Source organism: Bacillus sp. FSL W8-0223 (assembly GCF_038006805.1).
Classification (GTDB): Bacteria; Bacillota; Bacilli; order Bacillales; family DSM-4216; genus Bacillus_O; species Bacillus_O smithii.
In genome coordinates, this window is the sequence record NZ_JBBOVX010000001.1 from 3,117,402 (window position 1) to 3,138,349 (window position 20,948).

The 20,948-nt window shown below is 40.1% G+C and carries 18 protein-coding genes, 1 tRNA gene and 2 pseudogenes; 6 read left to right on the forward strand and 15 right to left on the reverse strand.

The genetic code is table 11. The features are described 5' to 3' along the window. Positions 1–183 precede the first annotated feature (183 nt). Positions 184–1,128, forward strand: a complete 945-nt coding sequence (gene murB / locus NST81_RS14975; protein WP_341030504.1) for a UDP-N-acetylmuramate dehydrogenase — start codon at positions 184–186, stop codon at positions 1,126–1,128. 238 nt (positions 1,129–1,366) lie between these two features. Here murB and NST81_RS14980 read toward each other — a convergent pair whose 3' ends face one another. The 3 genes from NST81_RS14980 to NST81_RS14990 form a co-directional block, all read right to left on the reverse strand. Then, positions 1,367–2,509: a glycerate kinase gene (locus NST81_RS14980; protein ID WP_341030163.1), complete on the reverse strand. Its 1,143-nt coding sequence runs from the start codon at positions 2,507–2,509 to the stop codon at positions 1,367–1,369. 18 nt (positions 2,510–2,527) lie between these two features. Continuing rightward, on the reverse strand, positions 2,528–3,802 hold the full coding sequence (locus NST81_RS14985) for a GntP family permease (protein ID WP_048624055.1): 1,275 nt from the start codon (positions 3,800–3,802) through the stop codon (positions 2,528–2,530). Between the two features lie 506 nt (positions 3,803–4,308). After that, entirely contained in the window at positions 4,309–5,862 is a 1,554-nt protein-coding gene (locus NST81_RS14990; protein ID WP_341030164.1) for a multicopper oxidase family protein, read from the reverse strand. A gap of 229 nt (positions 5,863–6,091) precedes the next feature. Here NST81_RS14990 and NST81_RS14995 point away from each other — a divergent pair. Then, positions 6,092–6,165: transfer RNA gene (locus NST81_RS14995), tRNA-Pro, on the forward strand. A gap of 768 nt (positions 6,166–6,933) precedes the next feature. Here the strand turns inward: NST81_RS14995 and NST81_RS15000 are convergent. The 5 genes from NST81_RS15000 to NST81_RS15020 all read right to left on the reverse strand — a co-directional run bounded on the left by NST81_RS15000 (position 6,934) and on the right by NST81_RS15020 (position 11,480). Then, the gene (locus NST81_RS15000) at positions 6,934–8,451 is read right to left on the reverse strand and encodes a DHA2 family efflux MFS transporter permease subunit (RefSeq protein WP_341030165.1); all 1,518 of its coding nucleotides are present in this window, start codon (positions 8,449–8,451) and stop codon (positions 6,934–6,936) included. A gap of 437 nt (positions 8,452–8,888) precedes the next feature. Beyond that, positions 8,889–9,200, reverse strand: coding sequence for an STAS domain-containing protein (locus NST81_RS15005; protein ID WP_048624058.1), 312 nt, complete (start codon positions 9,198–9,200; stop codon positions 8,889–8,891). 11 nt (positions 9,201–9,211) lie between these two features. Next, entirely contained in the window at positions 9,212–11,050 is a 1,839-nt protein-coding gene (locus NST81_RS15010; RefSeq protein ID WP_341030166.1) for a DUF342 domain-containing protein, read from the reverse strand. Between the two features lie 73 nt (positions 11,051–11,123). Then, positions 11,124–11,231: a Jag N-terminal domain-containing protein gene (locus tag NST81_RS15015; protein ID WP_341030167.1), complete on the reverse strand. Its 108-nt coding sequence runs from the start codon at positions 11,229–11,231 to the stop codon at positions 11,124–11,126. Positions 11,232–11,339: 108 nt separating this feature from the next. Beyond that, a complete protein-coding gene (locus tag NST81_RS15020) occupies positions 11,340–11,480 on the reverse strand; it encodes a ribbon-helix-helix protein, CopG family (RefSeq protein ID WP_003352379.1) in 141 nt (46 codons plus the stop codon). Positions 11,481–11,567: 87 nt separating this feature from the next. Between NST81_RS15020 and NST81_RS15025 the strand changes: the two genes are divergently transcribed. Next, a complete protein-coding gene (locus tag NST81_RS15025) occupies positions 11,568–12,680 on the forward strand; it encodes an RNA-guided endonuclease InsQ/TnpB family protein (protein WP_341030168.1) in 1,113 nt (370 codons plus the stop codon). A 184-nt stretch (positions 12,681–12,864) separates the two neighbouring features. Here NST81_RS15025 and NST81_RS15030 read toward each other — a convergent pair whose 3' ends face one another. The 4 genes and pseudogenes from NST81_RS15030 to NST81_RS15045 form a co-directional block, all read right to left on the reverse strand. Next, entirely contained in the window at positions 12,865–13,710 is an 846-nt protein-coding gene (locus NST81_RS15030; protein ID WP_341030169.1) for a PP2C family protein-serine/threonine phosphatase, read from the reverse strand. Continuing rightward, positions 13,703–14,005 carry an STAS domain-containing protein gene (locus NST81_RS15035; RefSeq protein ID WP_341030170.1) on the reverse strand — a complete coding sequence of 101 codons (303 nt, stop codon included), beginning with the start codon at positions 14,003–14,005 and terminating at the stop codon, positions 13,703–13,705. Before NST81_RS15035 ends, NST81_RS15030 begins: the two co-directional genes overlap by 8 nt. Before the next feature lie 36 nt (positions 14,006–14,041). Further along, positions 14,042–14,953 (reverse strand): methyl-accepting chemotaxis protein, encoded by a 912-nt coding sequence (locus NST81_RS15040; protein ID WP_341030171.1) that lies wholly within the window; start codon positions 14,951–14,953, stop codon positions 14,042–14,044. Between the two features lie 159 nt (positions 14,954–15,112). Beyond that, positions 15,113–16,306 (reverse strand): annotated as a pseudogene (locus tag NST81_RS15045) (ISL3 family transposase). 419 nt (positions 16,307–16,725) lie between these two features. Here NST81_RS15045 and NST81_RS15050 point away from each other — a divergent pair. The 3 genes from NST81_RS15050 to NST81_RS17685 all read left to right on the forward strand — a co-directional run bounded on the left by NST81_RS15050 (position 16,726) and on the right by NST81_RS17685 (position 18,819). Beyond that, complete coding sequence (locus tag NST81_RS15050) at positions 16,726–18,018, forward strand: aminotransferase class I/II-fold pyridoxal phosphate-dependent enzyme (protein WP_341030172.1); 1,293 nt, start codon at positions 16,726–16,728, stop codon at positions 18,016–18,018. Positions 18,019–18,301: 283 nt separating this feature from the next. Then, positions 18,302–18,592 (forward strand): tubby C-terminal domain-like protein, encoded by a 291-nt coding sequence (locus tag NST81_RS15055; RefSeq protein ID WP_048624063.1) that lies wholly within the window; start codon positions 18,302–18,304, stop codon positions 18,590–18,592. Further along, a complete protein-coding gene (locus NST81_RS17685; protein WP_048624064.1) occupies positions 18,589–18,819 on the forward strand; it encodes a tubby C-terminal domain-like protein in 231 nt (76 codons plus the stop codon). Before NST81_RS15055 ends, NST81_RS17685 begins: the two co-directional genes overlap by 4 nt. An 87-nt stretch (positions 18,820–18,906) precedes the next feature. Here the strand turns inward: NST81_RS17685 and NST81_RS15060 are convergent. From NST81_RS15060 to NST81_RS15070, 3 genes and pseudogenes are all read right to left on the reverse strand, one after another. Continuing rightward, a pseudogene (locus NST81_RS15060) lies at positions 18,907–19,020 on the reverse strand (IS1595 family transposase); the annotation flags it as partial. 321 nt (positions 19,021–19,341) lie between these two features. Then, complete coding sequence (locus tag NST81_RS15065; protein WP_327824818.1) at positions 19,342–20,505, reverse strand: mannitol-1-phosphate 5-dehydrogenase; 1,164 nt, start codon at positions 20,503–20,505, stop codon at positions 19,342–19,344. 1 nt (position 20,506) lies between these two features. Continuing rightward, positions 20,507–20,944, reverse strand: a complete 438-nt coding sequence (locus NST81_RS15070) for a PTS sugar transporter subunit IIA (protein ID WP_048624536.1) — start codon at positions 20,942–20,944, stop codon at positions 20,507–20,509. Between the last annotated feature and the right edge of the window lie 4 nt (positions 20,945–20,948).

The window sequence follows — 20,948 nt, forward strand, 5'->3', positions numbered from 1 at the left end:
CGTTTTTAACGATAATGATTATCATTATCTTTGTCAAGGATTTCAAGAAACTTTTTTGGCGATTAGAGATTCTTTATTCTGAAACGACACGAAAACTGCTATAATGCAATATAGAAACTCCTGATCTGTCGACAGATGGATAAACGATGATTTCGACATCCGAAGATTACGAATAAAGGAATGATGCAAGTGGCTGACTATCGGCAATTTTACGATAAATTAGCAGAAGTGGTCATGAAAGACAATATCAAAGTAGACGAATGTCTAAAAAAACACACCTATACACGGTTAGGTGGTAAAGCGGACCTTTTTGTCACACCTACTACTTTTGCGGAAGTTCAAGCAGTGGTTCAATTTGCGAAAAAAGAACAAATTCCTTTCACTTTGATCGGCAATGGGTCCAATTTAATCGTGAAAGATGGTGGAATACGCGGCATTGTTCTTTGTTTAAAAAACTTGAACAAAATCGTTGTGGAAGGAAATCAGCTCCGCGCACAAAGCGGCGCTGCGATTATCGATGCTTCTAAATACGCCTTGGAAAACCGGTTAACCGGCCTGGAATTTGCGTGCGGAATACCGGGTACGGTTGGAGGAGCTGTTTTTATGAATGCCGGTGCCTACGGCGGAGAAATAAAAGATGTGCTCGATTATGTGATGGTCGTGGATCGCGACGGAAACTTATTAAAACTGCCGGCTTCTGACCTCGATCTTTCTTACCGTACAAGTAATGTGGCCGAAAAAGGCTATATTGTGCTGGAAGCTGCCTTTGCATTGCAGCCCGGTGACTACGAAGAAATCAAAGCAGTAATGGATGACTTAACAGAGCGCCGCGAGTCCAAACAGCCTTTGGAATATCCGTCTTGCGGCAGCGTGTTTAAACGGCCGCCCGGTTATTACGCCGGAAAACTGATCCAAGACAGCGGACTTCAAGGCACACGGATCGGCGGCGCAGAAGTCTCCACTAAACATGCCGGCTTTATCGTCAATATCGACAATGCTACGGCAGCCGACTATATCGCCTTGATTCGCCATGTACAAAAAACCGTCAAAGAAAAATTCAACGTCAACCTCGAAAGAGAAGTCAAAATCATCGGGGAAGACTTAACAGACCCTTCGAAACAATGCTAACGCAAAAAGCGAAAGGGATCATTTCCCGTCCATTCAAGCGGGGAATGATCCCTTTTTTCAGTATTTGAAGACATCACATGAAGGATTGGACTCATTATGATCCGGCCGGTTTCACATTTTCGTGCTATTCAATGATCTGGATCAACAACGGTCACCCAAGTCCTCTGATTTTTTTATGGATCAATGATTAACGCGATGATTTTTAACCTCTTTCATACCCATATGTGATGCATCCTTCCTAATCGATATGCTTAGCCATCTTTATCGTCCGTGCGATATGGCGGGACGTTTGTTGAAGGTAAAACTCAGCGTGTTGAACGGCTTTTTCCCACGGGATGACCCCCGGGACTATGCTATAAAGGGCATCGATTCCGTGCTTTAGCACGATGTCGCTGTCTTCGGATAACGAACCGGCGATGCCGATCACCGGAATACCATATTGTTTTGCGACTTTGGCGACACCGATAGGCGTTTTCCCCGAGATCGTTTGACCGTCTATGCGTCCTTCCCCGGTAATCACAAGAGAAGCATCTTTGACGCGCTCTTGAAATTGAACCGCCTCCAGCACAATCTCGACCCCTCGCTTTAATTCCGCATCCAGAAACGCAAGCAAGCCGGCGCCGAGCCCGCCTGCCGCTCCGGCACCGGGAACATGGCGAATCGGTTTTTCCAATGTTTGTTCCACCACATCAGCAAAGCGGCTTAAATTTTCGTCCAGCTGTCGAACCATTTCCGGTGTGGCGCCTTTTTGCGGGCCAAACACAGCTGAAGCTCCGTTCGGGCCTGTTAAAGGATTATCGACGTCACAAGCCACTTCGATTTTCACCTTTTTCAGCCTTGAATCGAGCGATGACAGGTCAATCTCCGCCAATTCCGACAAATGCCCTCCCCCCGGGGCAATTTCTTGTCTCTTTTGATCCAAAAGCCGGCCTCCCAGCGCTTGAATCATTCCGGCACCGCCGTCGTTCGTAGCACTTCCGCCGACTCCAATGATCAAATGTTCTACACCCTTATCCAGAGCGGCTCGAATTAATTCTCCCGTTCCTCTGGTCGTTGTGAGCAGAGGGTTTCGTTTTTCGTTCGGAACAAGATGTAATCCGGAAGCAGCCGCCATTTCGATGACCGCTGTTTTTCCGTCACCAAGCAAACCAAAAAACGCATCTACCGGTTCTCCTAATGGTCCTGTCACTCGTTTTTCGATGACGGTCCCTCCGGTCGCGTCCACTAATGACTGAACAGTCCCTTCTCCCCCATCTGCCATTGGAATTAACACGTACTCCGCTTCCGGAAATACGTCCCGAAATCCTTTTTCGATCGCACGAGCGGCTTGTAAGGCAGACAAACTTTCTTTGAACGAATCAGGTGCAATCACAATTTTCATCATTTCATCTCCGTTTCTTTATGATCCGAAAAGGTGAAATACTCCATAAATCAAAGTGGATACGACCGCTAATGTCATTCCAACAAGCGATTCATACGGCATCAGTTTGAGACGTTCTTTCATTTTCATATGAACACTGCCCGCTGTCGCATGGAAAAAGCTCCCGTGAGGCAAGTGGTCTAACACGGTAGCCCCCGCATGAACCATGGCCGCACCCGCCAACGCAGAAACACCCAACCCCACAATCGTGCCTCCAAATACGCTGCTGGCGACCGCTGTCCCTGCCGTTGTAGAAGCGGTAGCAGCTGACATAAAGATTCCGGCAATCGGCGCTAATAAATAGGCCGGCAATCCTGAATGAGTTAAGCCGCTGATGATCCCCTCTTTTAACGACGAGTTCGCAATCACTCCAGCTAACGTTCCTGTCCCTAATAACATAATGGCAACGCCGGACATTTTCGATAAACCGGAAATGGCATAAGCATTGATCTTCTTGGATTGTTTCATCGCCATGGCCCCCACTATTCCACCGGCCGGAAGTGCGATCATAGGATCAATATCCATATGAAAAGTCGGGCGCAGCGCCAGCAACGCAATGGTTACTATGGGAGCCGTAATCGCAGCTAAAAAGTCGGGCAATTCTTTCTGTTCATGGCCGGCTGATTCCGTTTGTTCCGCAATCATTGTCCCTTTTCGCATCAATTTCTTCGCCAAAAGATAAGTGACCACCATTCCGAAAAAAGCCGGAAGCACCCCGGCAGCCATTAAAGACGTCAACGGAACATGGAAGGAATCTGAGGCAGCGATCGCATTCGGGTTAGGCGACATAATGTTCCCCGCTTTTCCTCCGCCAATCATCGCCAATAAAATGGCGGGTTTGGATAACTGTGCCCGACTGGCAATCGCCAGCGCAATGGGCGCAACCGTCATTACAGCGACATCCACAAACACACCAACCATCGTCAAAATCATGGTCGCAATAGCCAACGCTAATAACGCCCTTGCTTCTCCGAGCTTTCGTACGATCGTTTCCGCAATCGACGCTGCGGCTCCAGACTCAATCAGCACTCCTGCCAACACCCCTGCGGCTAAAATACGCAGGACAGCAGGGACCATCCCTTCTGCTCCTTCCATCATCACATCCACCGTATTGGTCACATCGGCTCCTCCAGCGATTCCGCCAATGAAAGCCCCTGCCATCATTCCGTAAGCAGGTGAAACTCTGCGCAAAATAAGCACGATCGCCATCGCTAAAGCGACGATCGCACCTAAAGCGCTTACTTGAACCCCCATAATCTCCCCCCTTTGATTGTCCTTTTAATTGCCGCCTCGGTTTCGTTTTGAAGCCGTATGAGTATTAACAACCTTCCTTTCTTCCTTCCAAGGAAGTGTTAAGCTTATGAAGATAGGATATCTACCGTTCTAAATGCTTTTCACAATGAAACCCCAAACCTTGTAAACTTGCCTTTTCTTTCAACTTGCCGGCAACTTCAATAATATGTACGGGGCTGCAAAAATATGTAGTCAACGGCCAATGTTGTATTCACCTTTCAGATTCAATTTCTTCAGTGTTATCCGAGCGAATTTTCACAAAAATCCGTAAGCAAGCTAACTTTATCTACTTTTTATATTAAAGATTCACTATCCATTTGAAAACCATTATTTGTTAAAAATCGAGGGTTTTTCGCGTTCTTAAACGAAAGAAACGGCAATCCGATGCTTATAAAGCCAAAAAAGCAAACCCGCTTTCCGATTGAAATCGGAAACGGGTTTGCCAATCAGCCATCTATTTTCACATTTTATTCCGGACGATTGTCGGCATTTGGGTCTACCTTAAAAGAAGGCTTAAATCCTCGATACTTCACGTCTATCATCATACCGGCAGCAGCGTGATGCAATTCATGGCAATGGTACATCCAATCACCGGGATTGTTCGCTTGAAAAGCGATGACATATACTTCTCCCGGTTTGACATTGAGTGTATCTTTTATCAAAGGCGATCCTGTCAGCGGTTTTCCGTTTTTACTTAATACTTGGAAAGAGTGGCCATGTAAATGCATCGGATGATCAACAGTCGAAATATTTCGTAACGTGATTTTGACTAAATCTCCTTTGTTTACATAAATCGGATCCGTCTTCGGATAGTATTTTCCGTTGATGGTATAATGCGTGGTGCCTTTCTTGTCCACTTTTACGCCTAAATCCATGGTATAGTTTACATCATATTTTTGATTCAAAGTAAATCTGGACGGTCCCTTTTCGCCGTATTTTGTTATATCCAACTGCGGCAATGAAGTCTTATAATCCGGCTTATCTGTATGGCGGTTTGACCCTTCATAAACGATTTTGGCCACCATGTTTTTGTCCGCTTTATTGTGATCATGAGAATCGATATACCATGTTCCGGGATGATCGGCTGTAAATTCAATATCATATCGTTCACCCGGCGCGACAGGGATGAGCTTATTTTTCACTAATTGCGGATTATGAATCGGGTTTCCATCGGTGGCAACCACCTTAAACGCATGGCCATGCAAATGAATATTATGAGTGATATATCCGGCGTTGATCAATCGAATACGTACTTTATCGCCTTTGCGAACTTTTAATGGCGGTATGGAATCTCCGGATTTTCCATTGATCGTGTACAAATCATATGTTCCCATGTTATCGCCGTTCATATCCGTATGATTCTTGCCGCTCTTCATTTCATCCATCGTTATGCCGGATGAATTCCATTCATCCAACATAAGAGTATAGTCTTTGTCGACTTTTTCTTCGTTTGCTCCCTCCACGATGATGGCTCCATATAAACCTTTATCGATTTGATTCACACTATCTTGGTGGGAATGATACCAATATGTACCCGGTACAGTGGCAGTAAAATGATAAGTAAAAGAATGGCCGGGTTGCACTGAGTTCATGGTCACCCCCGGAACGCCATCTTGGCTGTTAGGAACCGGAAGCCCATGCCAATGAATGGTCACAGGTTGTGGCAATTCATTTTTAAGCGTTATATTCACGGTTTGACCTTGTTTTAATTTTATAATAGGTCCTGGTACAGAACCGTTGAAAGTCCAAACGGGAAACTTATGTTTAGAATCAAATGAATTCACTGCTTCTTTTGCTGTTATGGTAATGTTATTTCCCGTTAGTTCTTTTGTGGCAGTGGTCATAGGCAAATTCGAATAATCTTTTTGACTACCGGACATTTGGGAATGATCACTGTTTTCCGTACTCTTGCTATCCATATTGGACGTATCATGACTGTTCGCTTTATCATTGGCGTTTGAGCAAGCGGCAGCGATGACAACCAAAATAGATAGAATCATGATGAACCCCAATTTTTTCATTTTTATACCTCCCTACCGTATATCATAATATAAAAAACGGCAGATTGAACGGAGAGAGTGTAAACAATTCATGAATTTCCTTTTTTGAATGAAAGATTTTTCGATAAGAGAACACCAGATGTTGGAGCTTTTATCTTTGATCGACAGATCGATAAACATTTTCTTTTTGAAATGAAGGAATGTCTATTGTCACCCGAAAAAAATCGTACTATAATAATCATGTGTCTTTCGGGATGTAGCTCAGCTTGGTAGAGCACTAGCATGGGGTGCTAGGAGTCGCAGGTTCAAATCCTGTCATCCCGATCGTTCCATACAGATTTTCAATAACCTTCCTTCACTCGACATTTTACTTTTAAAGCATCTGCCATTTTGCAGGTGCTTTTTCTATTTTTCTCCTAAGTATGAACATTTGAGAAACGCTTTCCACCCATTTTCGACTATGTTTCATCACAGGATGATAGAACCGTGGAGAAAGATCGTATTTCCTTTCTCTTTGATGATGGTAAGAGTAACCTGAATTTCATCATGAAAACGATTTAGGTGCCGCTCTTCCTAACATTTAGATAAAATATGAAAATTCTGATTTTTTACGGATGTTTTTGGCAATTAAAAAATGCATCAAATGGCAAATAATTATATTCATCTCACTGTATAAATTTTCATAAGCGAAGTCGCTTGACATGGAGCCTCTGCGGGTATAATTCATCGCAAAGTGTCGGTCCGTATGGCTTTTATAGGCAGATTAGCCTATCAGACCCGTCACTCCATGTAAAGCTGTGAATATGCACTATTTTATGCAAACTCTTAATTACCAAACACTACATCTCTTAATTACCATCAACATTCCGGAACTAATCGAGAGTTTTTCGTTCTGTCTCTTTTATTCTTCCATTACTGTTCCATTCATTCATGCCAATAGTATAAAACTTCCATTCAATCCCTAGCGCTTTTAAGATTTATCTTTTCTTTCAGCCCTGTATTTCAGAATTTGCTGTCCATTAATGTGCGAAAAAAAGACGGGAATCCTTTTAGCAAGTGATTTCCCGCCTTTTTTCATTATAAATAGCTGAACTATTTAGCTAAATTTCCATCGGCAATTGTTTTTTTTCTCGTTCTTATGCGATTCGTTATCCTATTTTCTTTTGGTTCCACCCGCCGAATAAAGAAGGACAAGACAAAAGCAATGACGGTCAAGCCGGTAGCTACCATGAAGGCATCTTGAATCCCCATCGCACTTCCTTGGTGAATCGCCATCGCCATATGCACTTTATCGGCAGGAGAAATATGTTGAGAAGCGACAATATTTTGTATATGCGCTTTTCCTTCATTCGTCATAATCGTGACAAAGAAGGCCATTCCAATAGCGCCTGCGATCATTCGCAGCGTGTTTACCATCGCCGTTCCATATTTATTCAAACTTAGCGACAATTCATTTAAACCGGCCGTAAAAATAGGCATCATCACTAGGGAAATGCCAAGCATCCGGACAGTATAAACGGCCACTACATAAGCAAAAGTCGTGTTCGTTTGAAGCCGGGTAAGCATATAGGTAGTGACGATCGTAATCGCCAATCCGACAACGGCCAGCCATTTAGCTCCGAATTTGTCAAAAAGCTTGCCCGTAATAGGAGACATCAATCCCATGACTATACCACCCGGCAAAAGCAATAAGCCCGATTCCAACGGAGTAAATCCACGAATATTTTGCATGTAAATCGGCATCAAAATCATCCCTGAGAACATAGCCATCGTCACTAAAATATTAATAATCGTGGTAAGTGTAAAAATCGGATACCGAAAAATACGGAACTCCAATATCGGTTCATCCACCACCAATTGGCGCCATACGAACAAAATCAAGCTGATTCCGCCAACGATCAAAAGCGCCATGACATCCGGGCTTTCCCAGCTTTTGGTTCCTGCTGTTGAAAAAGCATAGAGAATCCCGCCAAAGCCAATAGTAGATAGTATCACGCCAATGGTATCCAGTTTTGGTCGGCTCGTTTCCGTCACATTTTTTACGAGAAACAGAGAAACGATCAAATCAGCAAGAGCAATGGGGAATATAATGAAAAACAGAACCCGCCACGAATGGTGTTCCAAAATCCATCCCGATAATGTCGGTCCCACTGACGGTGCAAAGTTCATGGCTACGCCAAATATCCCCATCGCAAAACCACGGCGTTCCGGCGGAAATAACGTAAAAATCACATTCGTGATCAACGGGAACAAAATCCCCGCTCCAGCCGCCTGTACTACCCGGCCGACCAACAGCACGGAGAAACTAGGAGCAATGCCGCAAATAAGAGTTCCAACGGCAAAAAGCCCCATTGAAGAGATATATAATTGCCTTGTCGTAAATCGATTCATCAAAAAAGCGGTGATTGGAATAATGATCCCATTCACTAGCATAAAGATCGTGATTAACCAGTTTACGGTATCCGCGGAAACGTGCATATGATCCATAATTTGCGGCACAGCCACATTAATTAACGTTTGATTTAAAAACGCGATCAAAGCTCCTATCATCATAACGCCCAATATAGGAGCTTTCCGATAGGATTGAACTGATGTGTTTTCAACGTTCATTCTGCAGCAACCCCTCCTTAAAATTTTTTACACAGCTATTAATAACCGTGTTTCTTTATCTATTTGAAACAAAGAAAACCAACATTGGTTAACGCATTGCCATATAAGCACAGCCGTCTCGGCCAAATAAAATTCCCGCAGTTAAAAGCGGGAGTTCAAAAAGTCTGTTTTCTTTTAGAAAATCGGCACACAAAGTGTCAAGACCGGCAAAACTTTATGGCACAAGTCTATTTATTCCAGAACACAATAAAGGTGATTCAAACATCAACTTTATAAAAAGAGCCGAATCGGAGCAGGCAACATTTTTTCATGATGTTTTGTAGTCTATACGCTCACCATTGTCCTTGTCAAGTATAACGCATTAAAGGGGCCAGACCCCTTTAATGCGTTAAAGTTTAATCGAAGATGTATTGGAAAACTTGCGGGTTGTATTGGGTTTAAACAAAGACTTCCTCGCCTAAAATTTCGGGTAGTTGTATGATCTCAAATACTTCAAAAACTTCTTGTCTTACTTTTGAAATTGTAACCTTTATTCCTTTATCATTTAGGGTTTTCACTATATCGATCAATAAGCCCATTCCGGATGAGTCTACAAACGGAACATTTTCAAAATCAATATTCACTGTTTTATAATTGAGCATAGTCGGAATTAACTCTTCTTCCACGACTTCAGTTCCTTCAATATCAAAATCTCCTTCTAGTTTTACATCTAAACGATCCTCTACTTCGTTATAAAAATATTTGATCATGATACACTCACCTAGGCTTTCTTTTCAAAAATCATTCTATTATTCTCGTCCAAACGAGCAACAATCGAATCTTGATTTTCTTTTAAAGTATGCTTCACGTTTCCTATTTTTAAGATAGTGCCTTCCAGCGCTTTATTGATTTTGATCGTTTGGCCAACCGGCACAGCGATGATTGTTGTAGTCCCACTTTTCGCTCCTGCTTCATGGATTTCAACACCTAATTTACCATATACTTCCCCTCCGCGCATTATTCCGCGTATTTCCAATTTTCCTCCTGCATGAATTTTTGTATTCAAACAACCTTGTCCACTTACGATAATATCGCCACTACAATAAATCTCACTATTCAAAACATTAGATATGATAATATAAGAATCGGGTTCCACAGGCAATTTGCTAAATTCGGAAAGCTGTTTCATTTTTTGGGCTAACTGTTTAATTTGCTCCAGAGAAGTGATTTCCTTCGTCAAGGATAAAAAAGTCTTTCTTACGAAGACAGCTACTTCTTTCCAGTCATCATCTTCAAGGTCTTTTTCCTCTTTTTGTACAAGATCCACATATTTTTTAGCAAGCGGAGGCAGGCTCTTAAACTTTTTCTCTAACAAAATGCGAATCAAAGGCTGCATGCCGCCGCGTTGAAAGTCGCTTGATTTAAATGCAGGAGAATGGATGAGTTGTGTAATGACCTCGATCATGCCTTTCACTTGAACATGCATTTCCTCGAGTAATTGCCCCAGTTCTGCGATAAGCCTGTTATGTTTTCCGGCTGAAAGTTTAGAACCTATGACATTGCCGTTAACAACAATTGCACCTGCTGCTGTTAAAGTCGCCATATTGACATTTTTTTGAACAAAGATTGCGCCCGCCGCCTCGACCGTCATCCTAACATCTACATCGCCTAAAATATCGACATCTCCTACAAAACGAATATTTCCAGACGATAAATCCACGTTTCCACTATGGGTTATTTTTGGAAGAATATCTACTTTAACGAGTTGTCCTCTTTGTTCAATATGCGGTCTTCCCGATTCCATCGCCACGATTTTATCATCCACGACAACAACTCCTTTACCAGCTCGAAGCTTGATAGGAAAGGATGGCTTTGGAGGAAGAGGTTCATTTGTAATGGTAATACCGGGCTGTCCAGGAACAGGAGGATGAATGACGGCAATGACCTCTCCTCTTTCCGCTGTCGGAATAGCCCTTATTTCTCGATAATTTACTTTCCCATCTTCGTCTTCTTTTAGACCATTTTGTATGGTTAAAGGAACTTTGGGTTCTATCCAACCATCATGACCATGAGTCGCTTTTTTACCTGTGGCAATTTCAAATGTACCTGGTTGCCGAGATTCGATCGCTTTCAAAATTTGATCTTTATTGATTCCATAGATTACTCCTAATGAAGCCAACTCCTCAATGACCTCTGCGAAGCTTAATGTATTTTGAATTTCTTTCAATTCCTCAGCCATTAATTCAATATGTTTACTAGGCTCTATATCCGGTATACGTCTTGTCATTTTATAACCAGGTTCAACCTGGAGAAGCGCCTTTAATTTCAGCTTATCGATCGAAATATTCCATTTGGTGTCTTGTACTTCATTCTCACACTTGACTTCATACCGAGCTGTTTCTGAAAGAACGATGTTTTTATCTTTAACAAGTTCATTATTCTTATATAATTTAATTCCTTTGCCAATGGTCAGAGTTGGATAAAAAGTTGGCGTTGTCGTAAAAAATAATTCCCCGGATTTCACCCATACTTTTCCCTCTTTGTCCATTTCATCGGCAACAGGATGATTCTCGTTTTCCTCTTGCGACGAGGATGTTTCACTGATTATATCATTAAGCATTTCGGAATTTATTTCTTTATCGTTTCCTTCCCTTTCCGCCCTATCATTCTCCTTCAATTTTTTAACGGAAGCGTCAACTTTCGTTAGTTTGACAATTGCTTTTCTGGCTCCAATTCCCAAAAAAACCTTTTGTTTCGTGCTGAATAATTTCAATATCTACTTCTTCCTTTTTCGTATCCAATAATTTTAACGTCTTTCCGAAAGAAGTCTCCCATCCTCTAGGAATGTGAAGGTGCGAATAGCACCAATGAGTAGGTGGGAGATGAATTTCGGTTGGCTTTAGCCAAAGTTATTTTTCCAATCCCTTTCTCAACAATTCTAAGATTGCGGCTGTTCTAGTTGGAATCCCATTTTCTTTTTGATATTGCTCCAATTTTTCTAATATCGTCTTAGGCATACGAATTTCTACACGTTCTTTCTCTTCTCTCATGATTATCACCTCATATTGATTGTACGGATTTTTTACGGTATAATCAATATATACGAAATTTTTCCGCACAAAGTGAGGTGAATTGATATGGCCAAGCAAAACAAAGCTTTCAAGTTTCGTTTGTTACCAAACAAAGAACAATCCGCATTATTAGCTAAGACATTTGGTTGTGTTCGCTTTGTCTACAATAAGATGTTAGCTGAACGCAAAGAAACGTATGAAAAGTTCAAGGATGATAAAGAATTGCTTAAAAAGCAAAAGTTTCCGACCCCTGCAAAATATAAAAGTGAATTTCCATTCCTAAAAGAAGTGGATTCTTTAGCTTTGGCAAATGCACAAATGAACTTACAGACTGCTTATAAGAATTTCTTTGAAGGAAATGCGGATTTTCCAAAGTTCAAAAATCGTAAAGCAAAACAATCCTATACAACTAATATGGTCAACGGAAATATTAAGCTAGAAAATGGTCATATCAAACTGCCAAAAATCAAAAAGCCAATAAAAATGAAACAGCATAGAGAGATACCTGCTGATTATAAAATCAAATCTTGCACTATTTCTAAAACAAAGACAGGCAAATACTACATTTCAATTTTGACAGAATATGAGAAAGATATTCGTCCAGTTAAAATACAGAAAGTTGTTGGTTTGGATTTTGCTATGGATGGTCTATATGTCGAGAGTGAACAGGGTAAGAAAGCCAATTACCCACGTTACTATCGGCAAGCCTTAGATAAATTAGCAAAAGCACAACGAATTCTTTCTCGAAGAAAGAAAGGTTCTGCAAGATGGGAAAAACAACACCTGAAAGTGGCTAAGCTACATGAAAAGACAGCGAATCAGCGCAGAAACTTTCTTCATCATAAGTCAAAAGAATTAGCAACAAACTATGACGCTGTGATTATTGAGGACTTAGACATGAAAGGCATGTCTCAAGCCCTCAACTTTGGAAAAAGCGTTCATGATAACGGCTGGGGGATGTTCACTACTTTCTTAGCGTATAAGCTAAAAGAACAGGGGAAACAACTTGTGAAAATTGATAAGTGGTTTCCCTCCACTAAGAAGTGTTCATGTTGCGGCAAGGAAAAAGAAATGCCATTATCTGAACGTGTATATAAATGTTCTTGCGGCTTTGTATTAGATTGCGATCACAATTCAGCAATCAATATCAAAAATGAGGGATTACGCTTATTAGCATAAAGAATAATAACTTTCGGAACGAGAGGGTTAGCTCGGTCAATTTTCTGTCATTAGACGGGATTACCCGAGAAGCCCCCACTTCAATCAAACCGTAAGGTTGATAAGTGGAGGGTAGTTCACTCCTAATTGTATGGCTTCTTCTATATTTTTTCCTTTTGAAACTACGCTTCGCCCTATCTGCCCCCTAATTGATTACTGGAGCGTTTAAACTTGAAATATCCACTTTTGGTTGACTTACTTTTAGCAGAACCATTGTTATATCATCTTTTTGAGGGACGCCTTCTATAAATCGATTGACTGATTCTAAAACACTATTCTGAATATCGTGGACGTTTTGGTCTTGATATTTGATCAACGTTTGAATAAGCCGCTCTAATTTATATTGTTCCCCCTCTTTATTTTGGGCTTCGATAATACCGTCCGTATAAAAGAATATTGTATCCTGGTCTACTAAATGAACAGAAGCCTCTTTATATACTTGCTTAGGCAGCCCTCCAACCATAATTCCCTGTACCTTTGGCAGTTCTTTCACCGTTCGATCTTTCCCACTAATATAAATAGGAAGGTGATGACCCGCATTCGCGTAAGTAAAAGCTCCTGTTTTAGGATCCCAATCAGCGCAAAACAACGTCACAAAAGATTTTAATGTCCGTAAGTCTTCATACAATGCTTGGTTTATGGAAGTTAGTGTTTCCGCGGGACCTCGAGTACTTTCAGCGGTACTTCGAAAAGCGCCTCTTGTTAGAATCATCAGCATAGCCGCAGGGATTCCTTTTCCCATGACATCGCCTATCACCATTCTGATTTTTCCATTTTTTAAAGGATAAAAGTCATAATAATCTCCGCCAATCAGCCGTGCGGGAAGGGAAAAGCCGGCAATTTCACCGCCTTCCACTTTCGGGGTTTTTCCATTTAATAATTGCATTTGAATATTTCTCGCTAAATTGATCTCTCGTTGCAAAGTTTTCCCCATTTCTGGATTCGCTTCAAGGAGCTGTTGATGGGTATAAGTTTGTACGCTTTTACACATCCATCTCACTCCCCTGTATCTCTTCTAATATTTGATACAATCCAACCATCTCAAAAAATTGGTTCGTTAGGTCATTAATCCCTTGAAGTTTTAGTTTAAAATGTTTTTCTTGAGATAAATAAATCGCATTCATGATAGAGCCGATGCCGGTCGAATCAATAAACTCCAGATTTGTAAAATCAAATACTAATGTTTCCACATTATCATCCAACTCTTTTAAATAAAGCTCTAACAGATGAGTGGTCGATATATCCAAAATTCCATCTATATGAAGGATCACAGCTTTTTCATTCACTTTTTTTTAATTTTTAAGGACATTGCATTCCCACTCCTATAATTTGAATTTCTTCATAGATTCAAGCAATGCATTCGAAATTTCAGATAACTCCCTTGACTGCCCATGCAAAGAATGAATCAAATCCGACAAAGTAATGGTCATGTCTGTAGTAGCGGCAGTTCGTTCATTGGCAATCTGTTTCATATCTTCTACTTTCTCAATGATATGAAGGACCTGTTCATTCTTTTTATACGGCTGTAATGTTTCTACAAATTCATCTAAAAACGAAATGATTTCGTCCAGCTGTTCCCTCGATTTCATCGTTGTTTCGGTAGTTATAGCATAGATTTTTTCTATCGTTTGAGAGGTTTCCGCTTCTAACAATACAGAAAGTTTTTGCGCTTTGGTTGCTTGTTCTTGTGTGTCCTTGACAAGCTGATTTAACTTGTCCACCATTCGATTTGTACTTTGCGATAAGTTTTCCAACTCGCTTCTATCATTTACATTGCTTTTAGCCGTTAAATCTCCCTTTTCTAGTGATTGAATCTGACGTTTTATTTTTTGGATATTTTCATATATACGATTAAAAAATCGTGCCGTTAGTAGAAATAAAACTATCAAAGAAATTACACCTGTAACAAGAAGAATTATTGAATGGCGGTAAAGTGGTCCGCTTAAAGCTCCATAATCTAGGGCTATATAAATGACTTGTCCATCTTTAGTTTTAATGAATAATTTATAAATCTTTTCATTTTTATATTTTTCAATATAATGGTATTTTTGTAATTTATTTTCCTCCATACCGATTAATATCTTTGTATCTTTCGAATCTTTGTAACTGTAATTACCATAGATTACTTTTTTTAAAGGTGGGAATAATTTCGTTTCTAATTCAGGATTTTGGAAAACACGTGGATCAAGAACAGCAATTTCCTTAAGTCCTTCACCATTTTTTGTGACTAGCACAGAATTCTGACAATCAGTTAGCTAGAGTGGGGGACACTCAAACCCTCTCCTTCTTCATCTTACAGACCAGCCAGTTGGTGGAAAAGAAGCGGTCAAGTGCTTTCCTTGACGGCTTCTTTTCCACCAACTATGATTATCAAAGTGATGAAGAAGGAGAGGCTAGGACACCTGTTTTTTATAAGTTTTTCCTGTACACTCCAAAAATACACGTGTTCTAAATCGATCAAGATTTCTATACCCATAAGCTCGTCGTTTGATGTTCTTAATTTTGTGGTTGGTGCCTTCTGTTCGTCCATTCGTGTAAGGTGTTTTAAAGTATTGAAGAATCTGGTCTTTCCAATTCTCGATCGTTTTTGCCACTTCATGGAAGGAAGGAAAAGGACTACTCCAAGCCAGTTGAAGCCATTCTTTTCAATACTGGTTTGCTGTCTCATAGTTTGGTGATCGATAAAAGTCTCGAAATAGCTCTTTTAGATAATATCCATAGGCTAGGTTTTCATGTTTTTCTAATAGTTCATTTAGTCGTTCTCGTTTCTCTTCTTTCAGATTTTCATAGCCCTTCAGTAGGATAAATCGTGCTTTTTTTAATCCGGGGATTTTCTTACGAACTTGATCGAACGCCTGAGTCACTTTTTGAACAACATGGTATTTATCCACGATCATACGGGCATGAGGAAACGCTTTGCGAACGGCTTTGTGAAAGGGATCCCACATATCTACGACCACGTTTTTCACCTTTTCAGGATGAAGGACCTTTAAAGATAAAAGTTCCAATGTTGAATCGAAATCACGGTTGTGATGCATCCCCATGACAGCACCGAGGTTCGCATCATATAGTACCGTTTCATAGCTGTGTCCTTTTCGAACAGCGACTTCGTCCATACTCAAAGTCATGTCTTGATCGCTTTGAGTTTCTTGGATGACAGATTCATGTTCCTTCGCTTTATCATGAGCGACGGAATAAAAAATTCGCTCCACCGTGGAATAAGGAATCTGGTATTTTCGACGAATCTCTTGAATGGTGGTGCCGAGAACCTGTTCATAAAGGAAAAGACAAAAACGCTTCGTATAGTGTTGATGAGAACCAATCGATTCAAAGGAAGACGTAAAGACTTCGTTACAGTTTCGGCAACGATAACGTTTTACAAGCACCAGTAAATATAATGGTTTATTTAACACGGATAAATCTCTAACTTTCCTTGTCCTTCTGTCATGAACAAATGATGTGAGAAACCCACAATGAGGACATCGTTCCTCCTCATCTTTTTTCTCAACATGAACAAGATAATGAGTGGGCAAAATTTCTTGATTAACAACTTCAAATTCTGGCAATTCTAGTGATACGGAAAACACTGACAGAACCTCCTGTTATGTTTAGTGACGCTAGCATTATTGCCAGGAATCTGTTGGTGTTTTCTTATTTTTTGTCTAACATCACAAAATGTGATGATGAATCTTCCTTAATAAAGTTATTCTTTTCAATCATTTTTTTGATCCAAGAGTCGGGACCTACCTTTTTTGTGAATTGATAAATTTCATTTACTTTTATATAAGGATTTATAATATATTCAGAATATTTAAAACCTATCGAATAAAATCTTTTTGGCTATAAAGAGTTTTGTACTTACAGTGATCGACCTAATAAACGATTTCACCGGCAAAGTTTTAACAAGATCGCCATTTTATTTTTTGAAAAACAGCAAGTAAAATGGTAGTGAATTTGGCAGTTCGATATGTTAATATTGAGAAAAGTAAGAAAGGGATGAGTTGAATTGGATCAGGCTGCGAACGTGTTAAACAACGCTCTTATCACCGAAAATCAACATGTATACGATATGCTGTCTGACTTGGGCAAATCTTTATATTATCCTAAAGGAATCCTTAGCCAGTCTGCTGAAGCCAAAAAAAAGGCTTATCGATATAATGCAACCATTGGCATCGCAACGGAAGGCAATAGACCGATGTATCTTCCGGTAATTCAAGATACTCTTTCCGCATATGAACCTGAAGATTTATATACATACGCTCCACCGGCAGGCAAGCCTGAGCTTCGATCTGCGTGGAAAGACAAAATGATCATCGAAAACCCTTCTTTACAAGGGAAATCAATAGGCGAACCTATCGTTACAAATGCTCTCACGCATGGATTAAGTATTGTAGCGGATTTATTTGTCGATCAAAATGATCCCCTCATTGTACCGGATAAATACTGGGGCAATTACAAATTCGTATTTGGCATCAGAAGAGGAGCCAGAATACAAACTTACCCGTTATTTGACGAAAACCAACGCTTTCATGCAGAAGCCTTGCGAGAAGCCATTCTGAAAGAAAAAGATCACGGCAAAGCGGTTATTTTGTTGAATTTCCCTAATAATCCAACCGGGTATACTCCTACCGAGCAAGAAGCAGAAAGAATTGTATCGGTGATCGAAGAATGCGCTAACCTAGGAATGAATCTTGTCGTCATGACGGACGATGCGTATTTTCAATTGTTCTATGAAGACTCGATTAAAGAATCTCTCTTCGCTAAACTGGCCGGCTTGCATGATCGTGTTTTGGCAATCAAAATTGACGGAGCCACTAAAGAAGAATTCGTATGGGGATTTCGAGTAGGTTTTATCACCTATGCAAGCTCCAGTCCAAAGGTGTTGGAAGTTCTGGAAGAAAAAACAAAAGGAATCATTCGCGGGACGATCTCCAGTGCATCGCATCCTTCGCAAACCTTTATTTTAAAAGCAATCCAATCCCCTCAATTTGTCGAGCAAAAAAATGCCAAGTTTCAAATTATGAAAAAACGGGCCAATAAAGTTAAAGAAATTTTATTGAATAACGAGAAATACAATGAAGTTTGGTCTTTCTATCCTTTTAATTCCGGTTATTTTATGTGCCTGAAATTAAAGAACATCGATGCCGAAAAACTTCGCATCCACTTGTTGGAAAACTATGGGGTCGGTACGGTTTCGATCAATTCCACCGATTTAAGAATCGCTTTCTCCTGCGTAGAAGAAGATCAGCTGGAAGATTTGTTTGAACTGATCTATCAAGCAGCGAAAGATCTGAGTTAATACGGATGGATCCAATAACAGCAAAGAAGAGATTGCTTTGGATTCTGTACCGGGCTGTTCATTGTTTCTAATGAGAAATTTACCTCTTGTAGGTTTGATTATCTCAAAAAAGCTATTGGCGTATTGCCTATAGCTTTTTTATTCTAAATACCTGTATCGTTGGATTTACAGTGAATATCCGCGACATCAGCGAACAAGAGAGATTTGAACGTGCAATAAAGAATTTGCGACCAACATAGCAAACGAACGAAACATTGAGTTAACAAAGGTAAGGAGTATCAAGGTGCAACACTTTACTTATCAAGTACCTAAATCGGTGCTTCTTTCAACAAAAATGCCAATAATAGACGAACAAGGTAAAACCATTTTTTTGTTGCAAAAACAGCCACATAAATTTCCTGCAAATGTCTTCAATGCGACGTTACGTTTTGGTTTGCCTTATACTTATAAAATTACCAATTTATCTGGAAAACCTCTGTATAGCATTGATTGCGCGTTTCCTGGAATTCGTTATAAATTACTGACCATTTATCCTCACAGACAGTACCGATTGCACGCCAAAGAGTTCAATTGATTGAAACAGCGTATTCGTTTAAAATAGCTGATCACGATTATTATTTCGAAAAAGATTATACAGGTACTGGTTACTTAAAATGTGATAATAAGGAAATTGCGAGGGTTTCTAATCTTTTTTCGGTAAAGATTTCGACGGTTGATACCATTAACATTGCCTCAACAACGGAAGAAACGGCTTCACTCTCTGCTGTATTGTTCCATACATTTTATTATTACGGTGCCTAAAAGGGTAGTTATTCTGTTAATCATCTACTCCCATAGTCGAAAAAAGATTTAAATCAACTCAAACGATCATATTCTGCATTTCAAACACTATGATGTCAACAGAAGCTCTTTAATATGTTGCTCAGTACTTTCATGACTGCGATTAACTACAAACAAGAACCAAGCAAGATAATTGTCGAGATATTTTTGCAGCGCTCCTTTTAAACAATTTGCAATATCAACATTATTCTTTAATAAAGCCCAAATTGAAATAGTATCTTAAAAAGACCTCACTTCACTCCCTTTAAGTTTTGATTGAAAACAGCAGAACGTTAGAGGAGGAAAGAATTTTTCCCTTCTTTAGTCCGCTCCCTCTTTTGCATCTCTCGTATTGCCTCATTCACTCATTTTTTATGGGAACTATTGAGCGGTTAAATTCTAAATAGGAAAAAAACCTCTCTTGCCGGATGGCAAAAGAGGTTCAGAAAAAAACTTTTAGCGTATGATTTTTTCATGATGAAATTTTTTTGAAGAAATCAATTTTTATATAAGCTGCTTGTTCTTTAATAACTGGTATTGTTCCACGATTAAGGCGGCTAAATCCGATTTTCTGTCGATCTTCGTATAATGTTCGATCGTGGATTCTAACCCATTCTTTTGAATGCTTTCTTGAATTTCAACAGCTTCCTTATCTTGCGGATAGTCATACATTAGGGCAGCTGCAATGCTTTTGGCTAAGTAAACCGGCCGTTCTCCTACAACACTTGCAAATTGTTTAGCCGGGCTGACGAGCCGATCATTCGGACCAAGCTTACGAATCGGAGAACGTCCTACCCTTGTTACTTCATCCGAAATATAAGGGTTCGAAAAACGATTCATAATTTTGGATATATATTCTTGGTGTTTTTTCATGTCGAAACCGTATTTTTTTACAAGCAGCATTCCTGTTTCTTGAAGAGTTTTCTCAACAAGAGTCCTGATTTCTTCTTTTTCCATTGCTTCATTTATTGTCGGAATTCCGGCATAATAGCCTAAATAGGCGGCCACAGCATGCCCTGTGTTAACAGTGAATAGTTTTCTTTCAATGTAAGGATTTAAGTCGTCTACAAACGTAATTCCTTCCACAGGAGGTTTTTCTCCCACGATTTTTGTTTGATCTACCGCCCACTCATAAAACGGTTCAACCGTCACTTTCAATTTGTCTTCATGGGATTGATTCGGCACGATTCGATCAACGGCCGCATCCGGAAATCCGAATCGTTGATTAAACAATTCTTTTTCTTCTTCGTTCAATTTTTCATATACCTTTTCTTTAAGGAAGGTGCTGCCTCCGATCATGTTTTCACACGCAATGATATTGAGTGGCTTATCGGTGGTTTGAATTCTTTTTCTAAGCCCTTCCGCAATCGCGCCCGCAATATGCGGCAAAATATTCGGACCTACAGCTGCTGTAACCAAATCCGCCTGGGCAATGGCCTCTACCACTTGATCCATATTTTTTTGGCTATTAATGGCACGGACGTTTTTGATGACCAATTCATCTTGGGAATGGTCCGCAATCCCTACGCGGTATTCCCGTTTTTCATTTAATAAATCAACAATTTCACTGTTTACGTCCACAAAACAAATTTCATAACCTGAATGATATAAGAGATTGCCGATGAAACCTCTGCCGATATTTCCTGCTCCAAAATGAACAGCTAGCATGTTAGTTCACTCCTTCAAAGATCGCTAGGATTTCTTCTTTTGAAGAAGCGTTGACAATCTTTTGCACATTTTCTTCTTCCGAAAGAACAATGGCGATTTTGGACAGCACTTCTAAATGCTCTCCACCTTTTCCGGCGATTCCAACTAATAATTTCACGATATTGCCGTTGCCAAAATCTACACCATTCGGCACTTGAATAATGGCAATTCCGGATTCTTTTACGGATTCTTTTGCATCATCCGTTCCATGTGGAATCGCAACAAAGTTTCCCATATAAGTGGAACTTAATTCTTCTCTTTCCAGCATTTTTTCAATATAGTCATCATCTACATACCCATTTTCCGCTAACACACTTCCTGTTAATCGAATGGCACTTTCCTTGTTGTCAATTTCTGCGTTTAATAAAATATTGTCTGGTGATAAGATAGGCAAAGTCATGTTG